Genomic DNA, 18,665 nt, shown 5'->3' on the forward strand with positions numbered 1-18,665 from the left:
CTGCCTGTTATCTTTCATCTTGCCGCTAACCCGCTGAAGATAAATAAAATAAATTGTGCTGCAGCAAATCGTGCGGCGACGATTTTTTGCACATTGACTTTAAAATAGCAAATGGCAAACTGCGCGCAATTATCGTCATCTCTTTTGGTTTTATTCCCTATGTCAACCTGGTCGCGCCCCGTCGTTTTGCTGCTTTGCGGCTTAATGCTCATGACGGTGTCTATTGCTGTGCTTAATACGCTGGTACCGTTATGGCTTACCCATGATCAATTGCCAACCTGGCAAGTGGGTATGGCTAGCTCATCGTATTACACCGGTAATTTGCTGGGCACTTTGCTCGCGGGCTGGTTGATCACTCGTTACGGTTTTAATCGCTGTTTCTACCTGGCCAGTGTGCTTTTCGCCGTTGCGACCATGGGCATGGTGATGCTGGACGGTTTTTATAGCTGGACCATGCTGCGCTTCACCGCAGGTGTGGGTTGTGCACTGATTTGGGTGGTGGTTGAGAGCGCCTTATTATGCAGCGGTACCGTACGTAATCGTGGTCAGCTGCTCGCGGCATATATGATCATCTACTACCTCGGCACGGTTGCCGGCCAGTTGTTGGTGAGTCGTGTGTCGACAGAACTGCTCCACGTGATTCCGTGGGTGACTGCGCTGATTATCTGTGCGGTGTTGCCGGTCGTATTTGTGCATGTCAACGCCAGCGCTGCGACGGAGGAGGCTTCAACGAGTCACCTTTGGGTGATGTTGCGTCGTCGTAGCTCTCGTCTCGGCATCAATGGCTGCATCATTTCCGGTATCGTTCTCGGCTCGCTTTATGGCTTGATGCCTTTATATCTGTCGCATCAGGGCATGAGTGATGCAACCGTCGGTTACTGGATGGCGTTACTGGTCAGCTCGGGCATTGTCGGCCAGTGGCCAGTAGGACGTTTAGCCGATCGCTTTGGTCGCCTGTTGGTGCTACGTGTGCAAGTATTCGTGGTTATTCTCGGTGCGATTGCCATGTTGGGTGATGCTGCGATGGCCCCAGCACTGTTTGTGCTGGGGCTGGCGGGTTTTACTCTCTACCCAGTGGCGATGTCCTGGGCGTGCGAAACCGTGGCGCATCATGAGTTAGTGGCGATGAATCAGGCATTACTGTTCAGCTATACCGTGGGTAGTTTGGTGGGGCCGGGAATGACGTCAATGCTGATGCAGAACTACTCTGACCGCCTGCTGTTTGTGATGATTGCTGCAGTTGCACTGGTTTATCTGGTGATGTTACTGCGCAAAGCCGATCATCAGGCAACGCCGGTTGCACATGCTTAACGCATTAATATGAAATAGTAAAAAGGGGAGCCAGCGGCTCCCCTTTTGTTTGCGGTTAATACATCACTTCATGACCGTAGCTGGCGAGGATATTCTTCACTCGCTCCATGGTTTCTTTGCTCGGCGGCTTGACACCATCCAGCTTGTACTCTTCACCCATGGCAATCCATTTGTGTTTGCCTAACTCGTGATAAGGCAGCAGTTCAATCTTCTCAATGTTATCCATATCCTTAGTGAACTCACCTAAGCGATGTACGGAATCATCATCATTAGAGTAACCAGGCACAACAACGTAACGAATCCAGGTACGTTTGCCTCTCTTCTGCAGATAGCGCGCAAAGTCCAGCGTACGGTGATTGGAAACGCCCACCAAAATCTCATGTACATCATCATTGATCTGTTTTAAGTCGAGCATGACCAAATCAGTGGCATCTAGCAATTCATCGATCACCGGGTCGTAGCGACGAACAAAGCCGTTGGTGTCGAGACAGGTGTGAATGCCTTCGGCCTGGCAGGCGCGGAACCAGTCACGCACAAACTCGGCTTGTAAGATCGCTTCGCCACCCGACGCCGTAACGCCGCCACCAGATGCATTCATGAAGTGACGATATGAGAGCGCATCCTTCATCAACTCTTCGACGGTAACTTCTTTACCGCCATGCGTGTCCCATGTATCGCGGTTATGGCAATACAGGCAGCGCATTAGACAGCCCTGAAAAAAGGTGATGAAACGGATGCCTGGGCCGTCAACGGTGCCGCAGGATTCAAAGGAGTGGATACGACCGATGGTTGACATTGCGATGGATTCTCCAGGTGAGCCTGAACATCAGGCAGCACAATCTATGTCGTGCTCTAACAGTGAAAGTCGATTTTGCCAGGTAGCCAGCACCAGCAAGCTGGCAAAACGGACTTGTGGAGAAAAGGCTCCCGCAGGAGCCTTTTAATCTCAGCAAAGTGCTCTTACAACGACTGAGTGAAGGTACGGGTAATTACATCTTTCTGCTGCTCTTTGGTGAGCGAGTTGAAGCGAACAGCATAACCGGATACGCGAATGGTCAACTGTGGATACTTCTCAGGATGCTCCATCGCATCCAGCAGCATCTCACGGTTCATCACGTTAACGTTCAGATGCTGACCGCCCTCAATGTTAGCTTCATGGTGGAAATATCCATCCATCAAGCCAGCAAGGTTAGTTTTACGCACGTTATCATCTTTACCCAGCGCATTTGGCACGATGGAGAAGGTATAAGAGATACCGTCTTTAGCGTAAGCGAAGGGCAGTTTCGCGACAGAGGTCAGTGAAGCCACCGCACCTTTCTGGTCACGGCCGTGCATTGGGTTAGCACCCGGCCCGAATGGCGCACCCGCACGACGTCCGTCAGGCGTATTACCGGTTTTCTTACCATAAACCACGTTAGAGGTAATGGTCAGCACTGACTGTGTCGGCACCGCATTGCGGTAGGTTTGCAGTTTCTGAATTTTCTTCATGAAACGTTCAACCAGATCGCACGCCATGTCATCAACGCGAGAGTCATTGTTACCAAACTGCGGATATTCCCCTTCAATTTCGAAGTCCACCGCTAAACCATCTTCATCACGGATGGTTTTCACTTTGGCGTATTTGATAGCAGAAAGTGAGTCAGCCGCAACAGACAGACCCGCGATACCACATGCCATGGTGCGATAAACGTCACGGTCGTGCAGCGCCATCAGTGAAGCTTCGTAGCTGTACTTATCGTGCATGTAGTGAATGATGTTCAGGGAGGTGACGTACTGCTTCGCCAGCCAATCCATGAAGTGATCCAGACGCTCCATCACGATGTCAAAATTAAGAATCTCGTCAGTGATTGGCGCTTCTTTCGGGCCTACCTGCATTTTCAGTTTTTCATCAACGCCACCGTTGATTGCATACAGCAGGGTTTTTGCCAGGTTGGCACGCGCACCGAAGAACTGCATCTGCTTACCGACAATCATTGGGCTAACGCAGCAGGCGATAGCATAGTCATCGTTGTCGAAGTCAGGGCGCATCAGGTCGTCATTCTCATATTGCAATGAGGACGTATCGATAGAAACTTTTGCGGCGTATTTCTTGAAGTTAACCGGCAGTTTTTCTGACCACAGGATGGTCATATTTGGCTCCGGAGATGGTCCCATGGTGTAAAGCGTATTCAGGAAACGGAAGGTGCTTTTGGTCACCAGAGTACGGCCATCGACGCCCATACCCGCTAATGATTCTGTTGCCCAGATTGGATCACCGGAGAACAGCTCATCGTATTCAGGCGTACGCAGGAAGCGCACCATACGCAATTTCATTACCAGATGGTCAATCAGTTCCTGTGCGTCTTCTTCAATCAGTTTCCCGGCCTGAATATCGCGTTCGATATACACATCAAGGAAGGTGGATACGCGACCGAAGGACATCGCCGCACCATTCTGTGATTTCACCGCCGCGAGATAGCCATAGTAAGTCCACTGTACGGCTTCTTGTGCATTGGTCGCGGGCAGTGAGATATCTGAACCATACTTCGCAGCCATCTCTTTGATCTGACCTAGCGCACGGTGCTGTTCAGAGATCTCTTCACGCAGGCGAATGGTGGCTTCGAGGTCAACGCCATTCTCCATATCGCTCTGCAGAGAATTAAACTGTGCAACCTTGTCTTTCATCAGGTAATCGATGCCGTACAGCGCGACGCGGCGATAGTCACCAATGATACGACCGCGGCCATAGGCATCAGGCAAACCTGTCAGTACGCCTGATTTACGGCAGCGCATGATGTCTGGGGTATAAACATCGAATACGCCCTGGTTATGAGTTTTACGGTAATCAGTGAAGACCTTTTTCAGCGCGGGATCGAGTTCGCGGCCATAAACCTTGCAAGAGCCCTCAACCATTTTGATGCCGCCAAACGGAATGATGGCACGTTTCAGAGGCGCTTCAGTTTGCAGACCGACAATTTTTTCCAGAGATTTGCTGATGTAGCCGGCGTCGTGAGAGGTGATGGTTGAAGCCAAATCGGTGTCAAAATCCACCGGCGCGTGAGTGCGGTTCTCGATTTTAATACCTTCAAGCACGCTATCCCACAGCTTAGTAGTGGCCGGCGTCGCGCCCGCGAGGAAGGATTCGTCGCCTTCATACGGTGTATAGTTTTTCTGGATAAAGTCACGGACGTTGACGCTGTTCTGCCATTCGCCGGCGCTAAATCCTTCCCAGGCTAACGCCATTTTTTCATTCAGTTCGGACATGATATACCTGCCTTATTTAGGGAGACTTTGACGTATGGCGCGCTGCTTCAGCACGCCCGTACCAATTCATTAATGCACCGGCTCATCGCCACGCAGATAGATTACCCAGTAGGTCAAACCGACTAATAATCCGCCGCCAATAATGTTGCCGATGGTTACGGGAATAAGGTTGTTAAGAATAAAATCGCTAACGCTGAGTGATGGAAACTGTGCTGCGCTTGCCCCCGCCATTTGCCAGAATTCCGGGCTGGCAAAGTCACGGATAACAATGGCCATCGGAATCAGGAACATGTTTGCGATGCTATGTTCAAAGCCGCAGGCAACAAACATCGCTACCGGTAAAATCATCGCAAACATTTTATCCATCAGGCTGCGGCCGGAGTAACTCATCCATACCGCCAGGCAAACCATTAAATTGGCGAGCGTGCCGAGACTGACGGCTTCGATAAAGGTGTGATGCATCTTGTGGTCAGCGGTTTGCAGAAGGTTTAAGCCCCAGGCACCATTCGCCACCATGTGTTCACCGGCTAACCAGATAAGTGCTACAAAGAACAGCGCGCCAAACAGATTACCAATGTAGACGGTCAACCAATGTCGACCGAGTTGCAGCCAGGTGATACGGCCGCTGGCTTTTGCCACCACGATCAGAACAGTTGAGGTGAACAGGTCCGCTCCGCACACGACCACTAACATTAAACCGAGTGAGAAACAGATACCGCCGATCAGTTTTGCTATGCCGTAGGGCATGGCTCCACTTCCGGTGGTCGCAGTGATATAGAAGACAAATGCGATAGAAATAAATACGCCAGCAGTAATGGCAAGGAAGAATGTGGTTAAAGGACGTTTAGTAGCTTTATATATGCCGGCCTCTTCTGCAACTTTCGCCATTGCCGCCGGTAATAATGAATTAAAAGGGTTGTCAGCTTTCACACTAACGCTCTCCAAAAATTGCCTGTAAAGATACTAACAAAGGAGTATAGGTCAGAAATTGATGTGGATCATATTTGACCGGAAGGTACCTGATAAGCGAAGCGAGTTGGCATGCATTTTTCAATTAACTAATTGAATTTATTAAAATAAATAATTTTTAATTTATGCAAAATAAGTTGAAGGCGACTGCAGTTGAGGGTCGATTTTGTTAAATATCATTAACGAATGAAGCATAATTGTTATTCAATAATACGCTTTAATCTCTTTGCATGTTCAATATAAAAAAATGGCACTGATTTTTTTCAGTGCCATTTAGCAATACGCTAATGTCTATAAATAAGAATTAAAGCGTTAAGGCTATTTTTGTGCCCAGTAACGACGTTTAGCTGTCTGCAATTTTTCATAGGCAGCGAGTAATGATTGATGCGCAGGGAATGCTTTCAGGTCCAGATCGACCGCTTGCAATCCATAGAAAGGCGCTTCACCACTGATAGCCGCTGAAGCAGCCTCAACTGCCGCCTGGCCATACATACGGATAAAGGCACGATGATATTGAAGCGGATCGCGTTCCTCTTCCATTGCCAGCAGCAGCAATGTTTGCAGGCAGCGGTAGTAGTTAGCGCGTTCTTCGCTGAAGATGGACTGGTTGAATTCCATCGTCCATTCAGTCCAGATCAGAGCCTGATCCAGGTCGCCACCTGCCAGCGCTAGCATCGCTTTCAGCTCGCCGATACGCAGTGTGTACCAGCCATTGTCTTTACCCGATGCCAGACCCAGCAGTTCGCGCACGCGAGTAAAGTCATCATGACCTTCCTCGTCCAGTTGCACGATCAGCTCGAGATAAGCTTCAGGTTCCCATTGGCTTTTCGGCAGCGCCAGCAGCGTTTCGCGCAGTGGTGCACCCATGCTGTTATTCGCCAGCAGTAGGTCTTCCGCTGGATAAATATCAGACATACCAGGCACGATAATGCGGCAAGCGTAAACGCTCAGATGTTCATAGTCAGCGATATAGACTTCTTTATCTTCCGCACGGAAGATCGCCATCAGCGTATCAAACTCTTCGTGCGTGGTACCCGCAAAGCTCCAGTCGACGAAAGGATAGTCAGCATCGTCTTTGAACATATCCCATGAAATCAGACCGCTTGAATCGATGAAATGCGTTTCCAGGTTAGCGTGTTCCGCCACTTCTTCATCATCAAACGTTGGCGGAGTGAACACGTCGAGATCTTTCAGACCGCGGCCCTGCAGCAGTTCAGTAACGGTACGCTCAAGTGCGACGCCAAAGTCCGGATGTGCACCAAACGAAGCGAAACAGGTACCATTTGCTGGATTGAACAGCACAACGCAGATAACCGGGTATTTGCCGCCGAGTGAAGCATCGTAGGAGAAGATTGGGAAACCTTCAGCTTCCAGACGTTCAATCGCTTCAATTACGCCAGGATAACGCTGCATCACCTCTGCTGGAATTTCTGGCAGGCTGATGGATTCGGCGATGATGCGATTCTTGATATGGCGCTCAAAAACCTCAGACAGGCCCTGTACGCGCGCTTCATTCGCGGTGTTACCGGCTGACATACCATTCGATACGTACAGATTTCCGATGATGTTCATCGGGATATAAACCGTTTGCTGGTCAGATTGGCGGGTAAATGGCAGGCCACAAATACCGCGCTCATCATTGCCGGATTGCAGATCAATCAGCTCTGAAGCACCCAGGCTCTCTTCAGGATCATAAAATTTGCGGAGGCGCGCATCCAGAATGCCTTCTGGCAGGCTGTCGTCCTCGGTGAGCGGGAACCACTTTTCATTCGGATAGTGAACAAAATCACCATTAGCGATGGATTTACCTAACCAGAAATCGGCGAAGAAGTAGTTAGTAGAGAGGCGCTCAAAATATTCGCCCAGTGCTGAAGCCAGAGCGGCTTTTTTGCTAGCACCTTTGCCATTTGTAAAGCACAGCGGGCAGTCGCGATCGCGAATGTGCACTGACCAGACGTGTGGTACCGGATTCAGCCAGGAAGCTTCTTCAATATTGAAACCAAGGTCTTGCAGTTTCTGTTGAAAGCGTGCAATGGAATCTTCCAGTGCGGCGTCTTTTCCGGGGATAAACGTTTGCGTCATGGTGGCGCTCTCTTAAGTCAATGGGGTGGGCGTAAAGCGCGCAATAATACGGGTTTTATGCATGCTTCGCTATTCAGTCAGCCAAATTTATCTCAGTCTGGTTAAGGTTTTTATGCCATTCGGCTGCCCGCTTTTCTTTCTGGAACTACATCACAAAATTCCATGGCTTAATGCATTTATGACATAAGCTGCGGTGGAGCTGGCTCTGGAAATGTGATCGCTGCCGGATTAATGATTGCAGCCATCTGGAGGCAATGATAAAACCGGTGAGGTATTCATAACCGTTCGATATGACAGTGGTGAGGGGAAATGACTCAGGTTTATAATTTTAGCTCTGGCCCGGCTATGCTGCCGGTAGAAGTGCTCCGTCGCGCAGAACAAGAACTGACAAACTGGCACGGGTTAGGCACCTCGGTGATGGAGATCAGTCATCGCAGTAAAGAGTTTATTGCTGTTGCTGAAGCAGCAGAACAAGATTTTCGCGATCTGCTGAAGATCCCAGCCAATTACAAAGTTTTATTCTGCCACGGCGGTGCGCGTGCACAATTCGCGGCCATCCCCGGCAACTTATTGGGTGACGCAAAAACCGCAGATTATATTGACGGCGGTTACTGGGCTCACAGCGCAATTAAAGAAGCCGAAAAATTCTGCTCGCCAAATACCATTGATATAAAAGCCACGCGTGATGGTAAACGTGCTTTATTACCAATGCGTGAATGGCAGCTGAATGATGATGCGGCTTACGTCCATTTCTGCCCGAACGAAACGATTGATGGCATTGCCATCGATGAAGAGCCGGATTTTGGCGATAAGATTGTGGTTGCCGATCTCTCTTCTACTATTCTGTCTCGTCCAATCGATGTGAGTCGTTATGGCGTGATCTACGCTGGCGCGCAAAAAAATATTGGCCCGGCGGGCTTAACCTTAGTGGTTGTGCGCGAAGACCTGCTGGGTAAAGCACAGCGTTATGTGCCTTCTATCCTTGATTACAAGGTGCTGGCCGAAAACGAATCGATGTTCAACACCCCGCCAACTTTCGCATGGTATCTCTCTGGCCTGGTATTCAAATGGCTGAAAGAGAAGGGCGGCGTGGCCGAGATGGACAAGCTGAATCAGGCAAAAGCCGACTTACTGTATGGCGTGATTGATAACAGCGCGTTTTATCGTAACGATGTCGCAAGCGAAAACCGTTCACGTATGAACGTGCCATTCCAGTTAGCCGATTCATCTCTGGATAAAGTGTTCCTGGAAGAGTCCCTCAAGGCTGGTCTGCATGCATTGAAAGGCCATCGCGTGGTTGGCGGTATGCGTGCATCGATCTACAATGCGATGCCGCTGGAAGGCGTTAAAACGCTGACTGAGTTTATGGTCGACTTCGAACGTCGCCACGGTTAATTGCTTTTTTCATGCCAGCTTGTCTGGTATCAGACCCCGTCACACGATGGGGTCTCGTATTTTCTGGAGATTTGGTTTCACATGCAGGACTCCCTGACTCTACAACCGATTGCTCGCGTTGACGGCACGGTAAATTTACCGGGTTCAAAAAGCGTCTCAAACCGCGCGCTCTTGCTGGCTGCGCTGGCAAAAGGCACCACTCGCCTGACTAACTTGCTCGATAGCGATGACGTTAAGCACATGCTGAACGCCCTGAAAGCGCTGGGTGTCAGCTATACGCTCTCTGACGATCGTACCGTATGCGAAGTCGTGGGTAACGCGGGACCTTTAAGCGCTGAAAAGCCGCTCGAGCTGTTTCTGGGTAACGCAGGCACCGCGATGCGTCCATTGGCCGCCGCGCTGTGTTTGGGCCAGCAGTCAATTGTCCTGACTGGCGAGCCGCGCATGAAAGAGCGTCCGATTGGCCACCTGGTTGATGCACTGCGTCAGGGCGGAGCAAAGATCGACTATCTTGAGCAGACCGATTATCCACCAGTGCGTCTTAATGGCGGTTTTATTGGGGGCGAAGTCAGCGTTGATGGCAGCGTATCAAGCCAGTTCCTGACGGCGTTACTGATGACCGCGCCGCTGGCGCAGCAAGACACGATCATCACCATTAAGGGTGATCTGGTTTCTAAGCCTTATATTGACATTACCTTGCACCTGATGCGCTGCTTTGGTGTGGACGTTGATAACCAGGATTACCAGCGTTTTGTGGTCAAAGGGCAGCAACAGTATCAGTCTCCGGGCGATTACCTGGTGGAAGGTGATGCGTCTTCTGCTTCTTATTTTCTCGCTGCGGCTGCGATTAAAGGTGGTACCGTGCGTGTAACCGGTATTGGCCGTAACAGCGTGCAGGGCGATATTCGTTTTGCTGATGTGCTGGAAAAAATGGGCGCAGTGATTGAGTGGGGCGATGATTACATCTCCTGCTCACGTGGATCGTTGACGGCAATCGATATGGATATGAACCATATTCCCGATGCAGCAATGACCATTGCAACCACAGCACTGTTCGCAGAAGGCATCACGCTGATGCGCAACATCTATAACTGGCGCGTAAAAGAGACCGATCGTCTGGCGGCGATGGCGACTGAGTTGCGCAAAGTCGGTGCTGAAGTGGAAGAAGGGCACGACTTTATTCGTGTGACACCGCCGGCTCATTTGCAACATGCGGATATCGGTACCTATAACGATCACCGCATGGCGATGTGCTTCGCGCTGGTGGCTCTGTCTGATACGCCGGTAACTATTCTCGATCCGGGCTGTACCGCGAAAACCTTCCCAAGCTATTTCCAGCAATTGGCGAAAATCAGTCATACTTCCTGATCGTCTAACCCGGCGCACTATGCCGGGTTACTTTGCTCTCCTTTGGCCTTATCAGGCGGAAATTGTTCTGAATCTGTCTATATTTCTAGCGCTGTCTACGCTAAAGGGTAACTAACCTGATGCAGGCAGCGTATAATGCCGCGCAATCCAGGCGGCCTAGAAGGGCTGACAATAAGCACGCAGCAACAGGAGAGAACAATGACGGCAATCGCCCCGGTTATTACCATCGATGGGCCAAGTGGCGCGGGTAAAGGGACTTTATGTAAAGCGATGGCGGAGTCGTTGCAGTGGCACTTACTGGATTCTGGCGCTATTTATCGCGTTTTAGCATTGGCTGCACTTCACCATCAGGTGGATATTGAGTCAGAAGAAGCATTAGTTCCGATTGCCGCGCATCTTGATGTGCGTTTTCTGTCGGTTAACGGTGAAATGCAGGTGGTGCTTGAAGGTGAAGATGTCACCGGTGAAATCCGCACGCAAGAAGTGAGCAACACCGCATCGCGCGTAGCCGCTTTTCCGCGGGTGCGTGAAGCGCTGCTTCGTCGCCAACGCGCCTTCCGCGAGGAGCCCGGTTTAATCGCTGATGGACGCGATATGGGAACCGTGGTTTTCCCAGATGCGCCGGTGAAAATTTTCCTCGACGCCAGCTCGGAAGAGCGTGCGCATCGCCGTATGCTACAGTTGCAGGAGAAGGGCTTTAATGTTAACTTTGATCGCCTTTTATCCGAGATAAAGGAACGCGACGACCGCGATCGTAATCGTGCCATCGCACCTTTAGTGCCTGCCACAGATGCTCTGGTACTGGATTCAACCAGTATGTCGATTGAGCAAGTGATTGAAAAGGCGCTTGATTATGCCAAGCAGAAGCTGGGCATTTAATCTTTCGGCAACCGAATTGCTGTAACCCTGTACCAAGGACCCGGTGCAGGGCATGTGAAACAACCCCATCCGACAATGAAGTCAGGTGGACGTTAAATTGAAGAATCCTAAGATTATCAATATGACTGAATCTTTTGCTCAACTCTTTGAAGAGTCCCTGAAAGAAATCGAAACCCGTCCGGGTTCCATCGTTCGTGGCGTTGTTGTCTCTATCGACAAAGACGTAGTTCTGGTTGATGCGGGTCTGAAATCTGAATCTGCAATTCCTGCAGAGCAGTTCAAGAACGCAGCCGGCGAACTGGAAATCCAGGTAGGCGACGAAGTTGACGTTGCGCTGGACGCAGTAGAAGACGGCTTCGGTGAAACCCTGCTGTCCCGTGAGAAAGCTAAACGTCACGAAGCTTGGATCACGCTGGAAAAAGCTTACGAAGACGCTGAAACTGTTACCGGTGTTATCAACGGCAAAGTTAAAGGTGGCTTCACAGTTGAGCTGAACGGTATTCGTGCGTTCCTGCCAGGTTCACTGGTAGACGTTCGTCCGGTTCGCGATACTCTGCACCTGGAAGGCAAAGAGCTTGAATTCAAAGTAATCAAGCTTGATCAGAAACGTAACAACGTCGTGGTTTCACGTCGTGCAGTTATCGAATCTGAGAACAGTGCTGAGCGCGATCAGCTGCTGGAAAACCTGCAGGAAGGCATGGAAGTTAAAGGTATCGTTAAGAACCTCACTGACTACGGTGCATTCGTGGATCTGGGCGGCGTTGACGGCCTGCTGCACATTACCGATATGGCTTGGAAACGCGTTAAGCATCCGAGCGAAATCGTCAACGTGGGCGACGAAATCACTGTTAAAGTGCTGAAGTTCGACCGCGAGCGTACCCGTGTATCTCTGGGCCTGAAACAGCTGGGCGAAGATCCTTGGGTGGCTATCGCTAAGCGCTATCCAGAAGGCACACGCCTGACTGGTCGTGTAACCAACCTGACTGATTACGGCTGCTTCGTAGAAATCGAAGAAGGCGTTGAAGGTCTGGTACACGTTTCTGAAATGGACTGGACCAACAAAAACATCCATCCGTCTAAAGTTGTAAACGTAGGCGATGTGGTTGAAGTAATGGTTCTGGACATCGATGAAGAGCGTCGTCGTATCTCCCTGGGTCTGAAGCAGTGCAAATCTAACCCATGGCAGCTGTTCGCTGAGACCCACAACAAAGGCGATCGCGTTGAAGGTAAAATCAAGTCGATCACTGACTTCGGTATCTTCATCGGCCTGGACGGTGGCATCGACGGTCTGGTTCACCTGTCTGACATCTCCTGGAACGCGACTGGCGAAGAAGCCGTTCGTGAGTACAAAAAAGGCGACGAAATCGCTGCCGTTGTACTGCAGGTTGATGCAGAGCGCGAGCGCATCTCTCTGGGCGTGAAGCAGTTGGCTGAAGATCCATTCAACAACTACATCACCCTGAACAAGAAAGGCGCTATCGTGACTGGTAAAGTCACTGCAGTTGACGCTAAAGGTGCTACAGTAGAATTAGCTGACGGCGTAGAGGGTTACCTGCGCGCTTCTGAAGCTTCTCTGGACCGCATCGAAGATGCAACTCTGGTTCTGAGTGTTGGCGACGACGTTGAAGCTAAATTCACCGGCGTTGACCGTAAGAACCGCGTTGTGAGCCTGTCTGTTCGTGCTAAAGACCAGGCTGATGAGAAAGAAGCTATCAACACTGTTAACACCAAACAGGATGAAGGCAGCAACTTCTCTAGCGCGATGGCTGAAGCGTTCAAAGCGGCTAAAGGCGAGTAATCGACCTAAGGCACCGGACGATGAAAATCGTCCGGTTTCGGTAAAAGCTGTCATACCTTTCCCAATAAGGATTAACCGGAGGTTACATGACCAAGTCAGAACTTATTGAAAGACTTGCTGGCCAGCATACTCATATTCCGGCGAAAGTCGTTGAGGATGCGGTCAAAGAGATGCTTGAGCACATGGCCACTACGTTGGCCCAGGGCGAGCGCATTGAAATCCGGGGATTCGGCAGCTTTTCTTTGCATTACCGTGCACCGCGTACGGGTCGTAACCCGAAAACGGGTGACAAAGTGGATCTGGAAGGTAAATACGTTCCCCACTTTAAGCCGGGCAAAGAATTGCGTGACCGTGCGAACATCTACGGCTAAGCCGTTACCGAACGATAAAAACGACACTTTAGGGTGTCGTTTTTTTTTGCTTAAAGCATGCTGAACTGGGAGCTAGTCTCCAAAATAAAGTCTCACCAAAGTAATCTCTGCAAAAGTCTCTGAACCCATCGCGACACACACTCTTTTCACTGAAGCAAATCCCCCGTCTTCACTGCACACTCTTCCACCAATGAGGGAGAGCACAAATGCATATGAACTGGATTCTTCTGGCAAGATTGATGATTGCTTCGGCGTTACCGTTAGGCCTGTTGCCGCACATACCCACAGCGAGCGTAATACTCACCATGGTTGGATTCGCGGTGTTACTCGGGTTGATGCCAATCACATTGCTGCGTATATCAGGGATTACTCTGTTAATGTTGGCCTGGACATTGAATGAAGCTCGGCTGATGATCAATGCAATTGAGGATCTGACTGCCACATCGATTGAAGCCACAGTACGAATTACCGAAGTGCGTGAACAAAAGCAGCAGCTAACCGTGCAAATCTTGCGAGTCGGCCAGCGTTATCAATTTCCACCTCTCTTTGTGACGCTCAATAGTGCTTCTACTGAGCAACCATTTTGTGCCGGTCAGCGCTGGAAGATGAAACTGCGACTGCGTGCCGTGCACGGCAGACTGAATGAAGGGGAGTTCGATCTGCAACGCTTTGCTTTGTCGAATCACACTCCGCTGCAAGGTCGCATAATCAGTCAGCAGGCGGAATCGCTAACCTGCAACTGGCGTACGCGTTTCATTGATTACCATTTAGCTAAATTTGAGAGTATCCAACAACCCGCAATTATGCAGGCTCTAGCGTTTGGCATACGTGCCAACATGACTGAAAAGCAGCGACAGTTGCTGCGGGAAACTGGCACCGCCCACTTAATGGCCATCTCAGGCATGCACATCGCATTAGCTGCCAGCGTTGGATGGCTATTGGCGCGTGCAATTCAGGTGATTTTCCCCGCTCATTTGATAGGCCATTTGTTTCCACTGCTGATTAGCATCATAACCGCAGCCATCTACACGTGGGTTTCTGGTAGCCATGCACCTGCTCAGCGCGCGATTATCGCGCTCATGCTTTGGACAGGTATTCGTAGCGTTGGTTGGCAACTCAGTGGCTGGCAAGTCTGGACGTTGTGTATTGGCGCATTGCTGGCCCTTGATCCTTTAACCGTTCTGTCAGAAAGCTTTTGGTTGTCAGCACTGGCGGTCGCGATGCTGATTGTCTGGTATCAATGGTTTCCATTGCCGCATCGCTTGCGTGCAAAACGTCGATGGCTGCTATTGCAATTGCTGCATCTGCAGCTCGGCATGATGATCCTCATGGCTCCGCTACAAATCTTCCTGTTTCAGGGAATAAGCCTGAGTGCTGTATTGGCAAATCTTATTGCGGTGCCGGTTGTGTCATTTGTCACGGTGCCGCTGATATTGCTGGCAATGCTCTTGCCTGTGCCGCCGATTTCAGCGGGATTGTGGTATCTGGCGGACCTTTCTATAGACAAAGTATTGCTGGTGCTGCAGTGGTTACCCGCTGGCTGGTGGGCATGGAGTGATACCTTACCCGCGATCGTGCTGCTTTGGGTGGGATTACTTCTTTGGCGCAGCAAGCTGATTTATTACAGCCTGATGCCGTGTTGTAGCCTGGTACTCGCGATTACCCTCTGGCGGAGTTCTACGCAGCGTGATGACTGGCAAATCGACATGATTGATGTGGGGCACGGACTGGCCGTTGCCATCACTCAGGGCAAAGAAGTGGTGCTCTATGACGTTGGACCCGGCTGGAAGCAGGATGATGCCGGTTCACGCGTCATCCTGCCATGGTTGCGGTATCACAGCAGGAGCCTTCATTCTCTGATCTTAAGCCACAAGCATCTTGATCACCGTGGTGGACTACACTCATTGCTCAAAATTAATCCAGCGGTAGTAATCCGTAGTGCCTTAGCGGAAAAGGGTCATCTGCCATGCTTCCGTGGCCAGCAGTGGCATTGGGGCAAATTGCAATTTACCGCCTTGTGGCCGCCGGAGAGTCAGACCCAGGGACAAAATAACGATTCGTGTGTGGTGCGAGTCGATGATGGGCAATTTAGCGTTTTGCTAACAGGTGATATTGAGTTAGAAGCCGAGAGAAAAATTGTCGCGCTGGAAAAAGATGCACTCAACGCGACGATTTTGCAGGTGCCGCACCACGGCAGCAGGACATCGTCAGGCGCGTTACTGTTACGTAATGTTGCTGGAAAAGCAGCATTTGCTTCGGTGGCGCGATATAACACCTGGCGTATGCCGGCACCAGCCGTAGTACAGCGCTATCGTCAGCAAGGCTATATGTGGTACGACACGGCTCAATCGGGGCAGATTCATGTGGGTATCAGACAAGGTCATTGGCAAATTAAGGGCTTAAGAGAGCAAATAAAGCCTCGCTGGTACCATCAGTGGTTTGGCGTCAAACGCGATTCCAGGTAGAATGAGCGGCTATTTCAAACAGCGTGAATAAATAATGCATCAAGATAAAGATCTCTCAACGTGGCAGACATTCCGTCGACTCTGGCCGATGATTGCGCCCCATAAGGCTGGTCTGTATGTGTCAGCGGTGGCGCTGATACTCAATGCGGCAGGCGATACCCTGATGCTCTCTCTGTTGAAACCTTTACTGGATGATGGCTTCGGTAAAGCTGACAGATCCGTAATGCTGTGGATGCCGCTGGTGGTAATCGGCCTGATGCTGGTGCGCGGTGTAACCAGCTATGTCTCCAGTTACTGCATCTCATGGGTTTCCGGCAACGTGGTCATGAACATGCGTCGCCGTCTGTTCGGCCATATGATGGGCATGCCGGTTACCTTCTTCGATCAACAGTCAACGGGTACGCTGCTATCACGCATCACCTACGATTCTGAGCAGGTTGCCTCTTCTTCTTCAAGCGCACTGGTTACCGTGGTGCGTGAAGGGGCCTCGATCATTGGCCTGTTCATCATGATGTTCTATTACAGCTGGCAGCTGTCTCTGATTCTCATTGTGCTGGCGCCGATCGTCTCTTTTGCCATTCGTACCGTTTCAAAGCGCTTCCGCAGCATCAGTAAGAACATGCAGAACACTATGGGACAGGTGACAACCAGCGCCGAACAGATGCTAAAAGGGCATAAAGAAGTGCTGATCTTTGGTGGCCAGGACGTCGAAGCGAAGCGCTTTTCTCAGGTTAGCAACAAGATGCGTCAACAGGGCATGAAACTGGTGTCAGCGTCCTCCATTTCTGATCCGGTGATTCAGTTAATTGCCTCACTGGCACTGGCATTCGTGCTTTATGCCGCGAGCTTCCCAAGCGTGATGGATACGCTCACAGCCGGTACCATCACTGTGGTCTTCTCTTCAATGATCGCCCTGATGCGTCCGCTGAAGTCACTGACCAACGTCAATGCGCAGTTCCAGCGCGGTATGGCGGCATGTCAGACGCTGTTCTCGATTCTCGACAGTGAGCAGGAAGTGGATAACGGCAAGCGTGAGATGGATCGCGCCAAAGGTGATGTTGAATTCCGTAACGTGACCTTTACCTATCCCGGCCGTGAAATCCCTGCGCTGCGCGATATTAACCTGTCGCTGCCAGCCGGTAAAACGGTTGCACTGGTCGGTCGTTCCGGCTCGGGTAAGTCCACCATGGCCAGTTTGTTGACGCGCTTCTACGACATCGACAGCGGTGAAATATTGCTGGATGGTCACGATTTACGTGAATACACTCTGCGCTCGCTACGTAACCAGGTCGCGCTGGTTTCCCAAAACGTGCACCTTTTCAACGACACCATCGCCAACAACATTGCGTATGCCCGCAATGGCCAGTACACGCGTGAACAAATCGAGCAGGCTGCGACCATGGCGCATGCGATGGACTTTATCCAGAAGATGGATAATGGCCTCGATACCGTGATTGGTGAGAATGGCGTGCTGCTTTCCGGTGGTCAGCGTCAGCGAATTGCGATTGCGCGCGCGTTACTGCGTGACTGCCCAATCTTGATTCTCGATGAAGCCACATCAGCGCTGGATACCGAATCTGAGCGTGCGATTCAGGCCGCACTTGATGAGCTGCAGAAAAACCGTACTTCACTGGTGATTGCGCACCGTCTGTCGACCATTGAAAAAGCTGATGAGATCGTCGTGGTTGAAGATGGTCGCATTGTCGAACGCGGTACTCACAGCGTGCTGCTGGAACAGAAGGGCGCTTATGCGCAGCTTCACAAGCTGCAGTTCGGTCAATGATTGAACGCATCTGGAGCGGGCGCTCGCCGTTGTGGCTATTGCTATGGCCGCTGAGTTTGCTTTATGGGGCGATCACCTGGCTGATTCGCCTCAGCTTCCAGCACGGGTGGCGAAAAAGCTGGCGCGCACCTTGCCCGGTGATTGTGGTGGGGAATCTCACCGCAGGCGGGAATGGTAAAACGCCCGTAGTGATCTGGTTGGTGCAGGCGCTGCAACAACGCGGCTTACGCGCTGGTGTGGTGTCGCGGGGTTATGGCGGTAAAGCTGAACGTTATCCGCTACTGGTTACCGCTGAAACGCCCACGGCGCAGGCTGGCGATGAACCTGTTTTAATCGCTCAGCGCACGCAGGTGCCGGTCGCGGTTGCGCCGCAGCGGCGTCTGGCGGTAGAAGGCCTACTCGCTGCGCACGATCTGGATGTGATCATTACCGATGATGGCCTGCAGCACTACGCGCTGCAGCGCGATCGTGAAATCGTGGTGGTGGATGGGATGCGTCGTTTTGGCAATGGCTGGTGGTTACCGGCTGGGCCAATGCGTGAACGTGCTTCGCGACTTCAGACGGTGAATGCGGTGATCGTTAATGGCGGTGATGCGCAGGCGGACGAAATTGCGATGACATTGCAGCCCGGTCTGGCGGTAAACCTGATCAGCGGCGCAACCGTAGCGTTAGAACAGCTGCCGGAAATCGTCGCCATGGCCGGTATTGGTCATCCGCCGCGCTTCTTTAACACGCTCAAACAGCAAGGTATTCAGCCAGTGGCAGAAATTGCCTTCGCCGATCACCATGCTTACAGCGAAGACGAATTGCAACGTCTGACTCAGGCACAACAGTGCTTACTGATGACGGAAAAAGATGCGGTGAAATGCCGTGGCTTTGCTCGCCCAAACTGGTGGTATCTGCCGGTAGATGCGCATCTGCAAGGCACGGCGGTGGCAACCTTGTTAGACGATATCACTCATCTCTGCACCAACGCGTGCGACGCCCGTTCGCGCTAACCA

Annotated in this window: 14 protein-coding genes; 9 read left to right on the forward strand and 5 right to left on the reverse strand. The window is 51.1% G+C overall.

From position 1 onward, the window contains the following. Positions 1-14: 14 nt before the first annotated feature. Positions 15-212: a hypothetical protein gene (locus tag NQH49_RS06835; protein WP_256698477.1), complete on the reverse strand. Its 198-nt coding sequence runs from the start codon at positions 210-212 to the stop codon at positions 15-17. On the opposite strand from NQH49_RS06835, the gene NQH49_RS06840 reads away from it, so the two are divergent. Then, positions 160-1,311, forward strand: a complete 1,152-nt coding sequence (locus tag NQH49_RS06840; RefSeq protein ID WP_256696087.1) for an MFS transporter — start codon at positions 160-162, stop codon at positions 1,309-1,311. The two genes, NQH49_RS06835 and NQH49_RS06840, sit on opposite strands and share 53 nt — an antisense overlap. A 55-nt stretch (positions 1,312-1,366) precedes the next feature. On the opposite strand, the gene pflA is transcribed toward NQH49_RS06840, so the two are convergent. From pflA to ycaO, 4 genes are all read right to left on the reverse strand, one after another. Further along, positions 1,367-2,107: a pyruvate formate lyase 1-activating protein gene (pflA, locus tag NQH49_RS06845; protein WP_256696088.1), complete on the reverse strand. Its 741-nt coding sequence runs from the start codon at positions 2,105-2,107 to the stop codon at positions 1,367-1,369. A gap of 164 nt (positions 2,108-2,271) precedes the next feature. Continuing rightward, a complete protein-coding gene (pflB, locus tag NQH49_RS06850) occupies positions 2,272-4,554 on the reverse strand; it encodes a formate C-acetyltransferase (protein WP_256696089.1) in 2,283 nt (760 codons plus the stop codon). A gap of 69 nt (positions 4,555-4,623) precedes the next feature. Next, a complete protein-coding gene (gene focA, locus NQH49_RS06855; RefSeq protein WP_008102405.1) occupies positions 4,624-5,484 on the reverse strand; it encodes a formate transporter FocA in 861 nt (286 codons plus the stop codon). A gap of 357 nt (positions 5,485-5,841) precedes the next feature. Next, complete coding sequence (ycaO, locus tag NQH49_RS06860; protein WP_256696090.1) at positions 5,842-7,605, reverse strand: 30S ribosomal protein S12 methylthiotransferase accessory factor YcaO; 1,764 nt, start codon at positions 7,603-7,605, stop codon at positions 5,842-5,844. Between the two features lie 309 nt (positions 7,606-7,914). Between ycaO and serC the strand changes: the two genes are divergently transcribed. The 8 genes from serC (at position 7,915) to lpxK (ending at position 18,662) form a co-directional block, all read left to right on the forward strand. Beyond that, entirely contained in the window at positions 7,915-9,000 is a 1,086-nt protein-coding gene (gene serC, locus NQH49_RS06865) for a 3-phosphoserine/phosphohydroxythreonine transaminase (protein WP_256696091.1), read from the forward strand. A gap of 81 nt (positions 9,001-9,081) precedes the next feature. After that, positions 9,082-10,368, forward strand: coding sequence for a 3-phosphoshikimate 1-carboxyvinyltransferase (gene aroA, locus NQH49_RS06870; protein WP_256696092.1), 1,287 nt, complete (start codon positions 9,082-9,084; stop codon positions 10,366-10,368). A gap of 198 nt (positions 10,369-10,566) precedes the next feature. Beyond that, positions 10,567-11,247 (forward strand): (d)CMP kinase, encoded by a 681-nt coding sequence (gene cmk, locus NQH49_RS06875; RefSeq protein WP_256696093.1) that lies wholly within the window; start codon positions 10,567-10,569, stop codon positions 11,245-11,247. A gap of 121 nt (positions 11,248-11,368) precedes the next feature. Continuing rightward, entirely contained in the window at positions 11,369-13,045 is a 1,677-nt protein-coding gene (rpsA, locus tag NQH49_RS06880; RefSeq protein WP_052025984.1) for a 30S ribosomal protein S1, read from the forward strand. 86 nt (positions 13,046-13,131) lie between these two features. After that, positions 13,132-13,416 carry an integration host factor subunit beta gene (gene ihfB / locus NQH49_RS06885; RefSeq protein WP_003849360.1) on the forward strand — a complete coding sequence of 95 codons (285 nt, stop codon included), beginning with the start codon at positions 13,132-13,134 and terminating at the stop codon, positions 13,414-13,416. Positions 13,417-13,622: 206 nt separating this feature from the next. Beyond that, positions 13,623-15,881 carry a DNA internalization-related competence protein ComEC/Rec2 gene (locus NQH49_RS06890; RefSeq protein WP_256696094.1) on the forward strand — a complete coding sequence of 753 codons (2,259 nt, stop codon included), beginning with the start codon at positions 13,623-13,625 and terminating at the stop codon, positions 15,879-15,881. A 34-nt stretch (positions 15,882-15,915) separates the two neighbouring features. Continuing rightward, the gene (msbA, locus tag NQH49_RS06895) at positions 15,916-17,664 is read left to right on the forward strand and encodes a lipid A ABC transporter ATP-binding protein/permease MsbA (protein WP_256696095.1); all 1,749 of its coding nucleotides are present in this window, start codon (positions 15,916-15,918) and stop codon (positions 17,662-17,664) included. Further along, positions 17,661-18,662, forward strand: coding sequence for a tetraacyldisaccharide 4'-kinase (gene lpxK, locus NQH49_RS06900; protein ID WP_256696096.1), 1,002 nt, complete (start codon positions 17,661-17,663; stop codon positions 18,660-18,662). Before msbA ends, lpxK begins: the two co-directional genes overlap by 4 nt. Positions 18,663-18,665: the final 3 nt, after the last annotated feature.

Source organism: Pantoea trifolii (assembly GCF_024506435.1).
In the GTDB taxonomy this organism is placed as follows: Bacteria; Pseudomonadota; Gammaproteobacteria; order Enterobacterales; family Enterobacteriaceae; genus Pantoea; species Pantoea trifolii.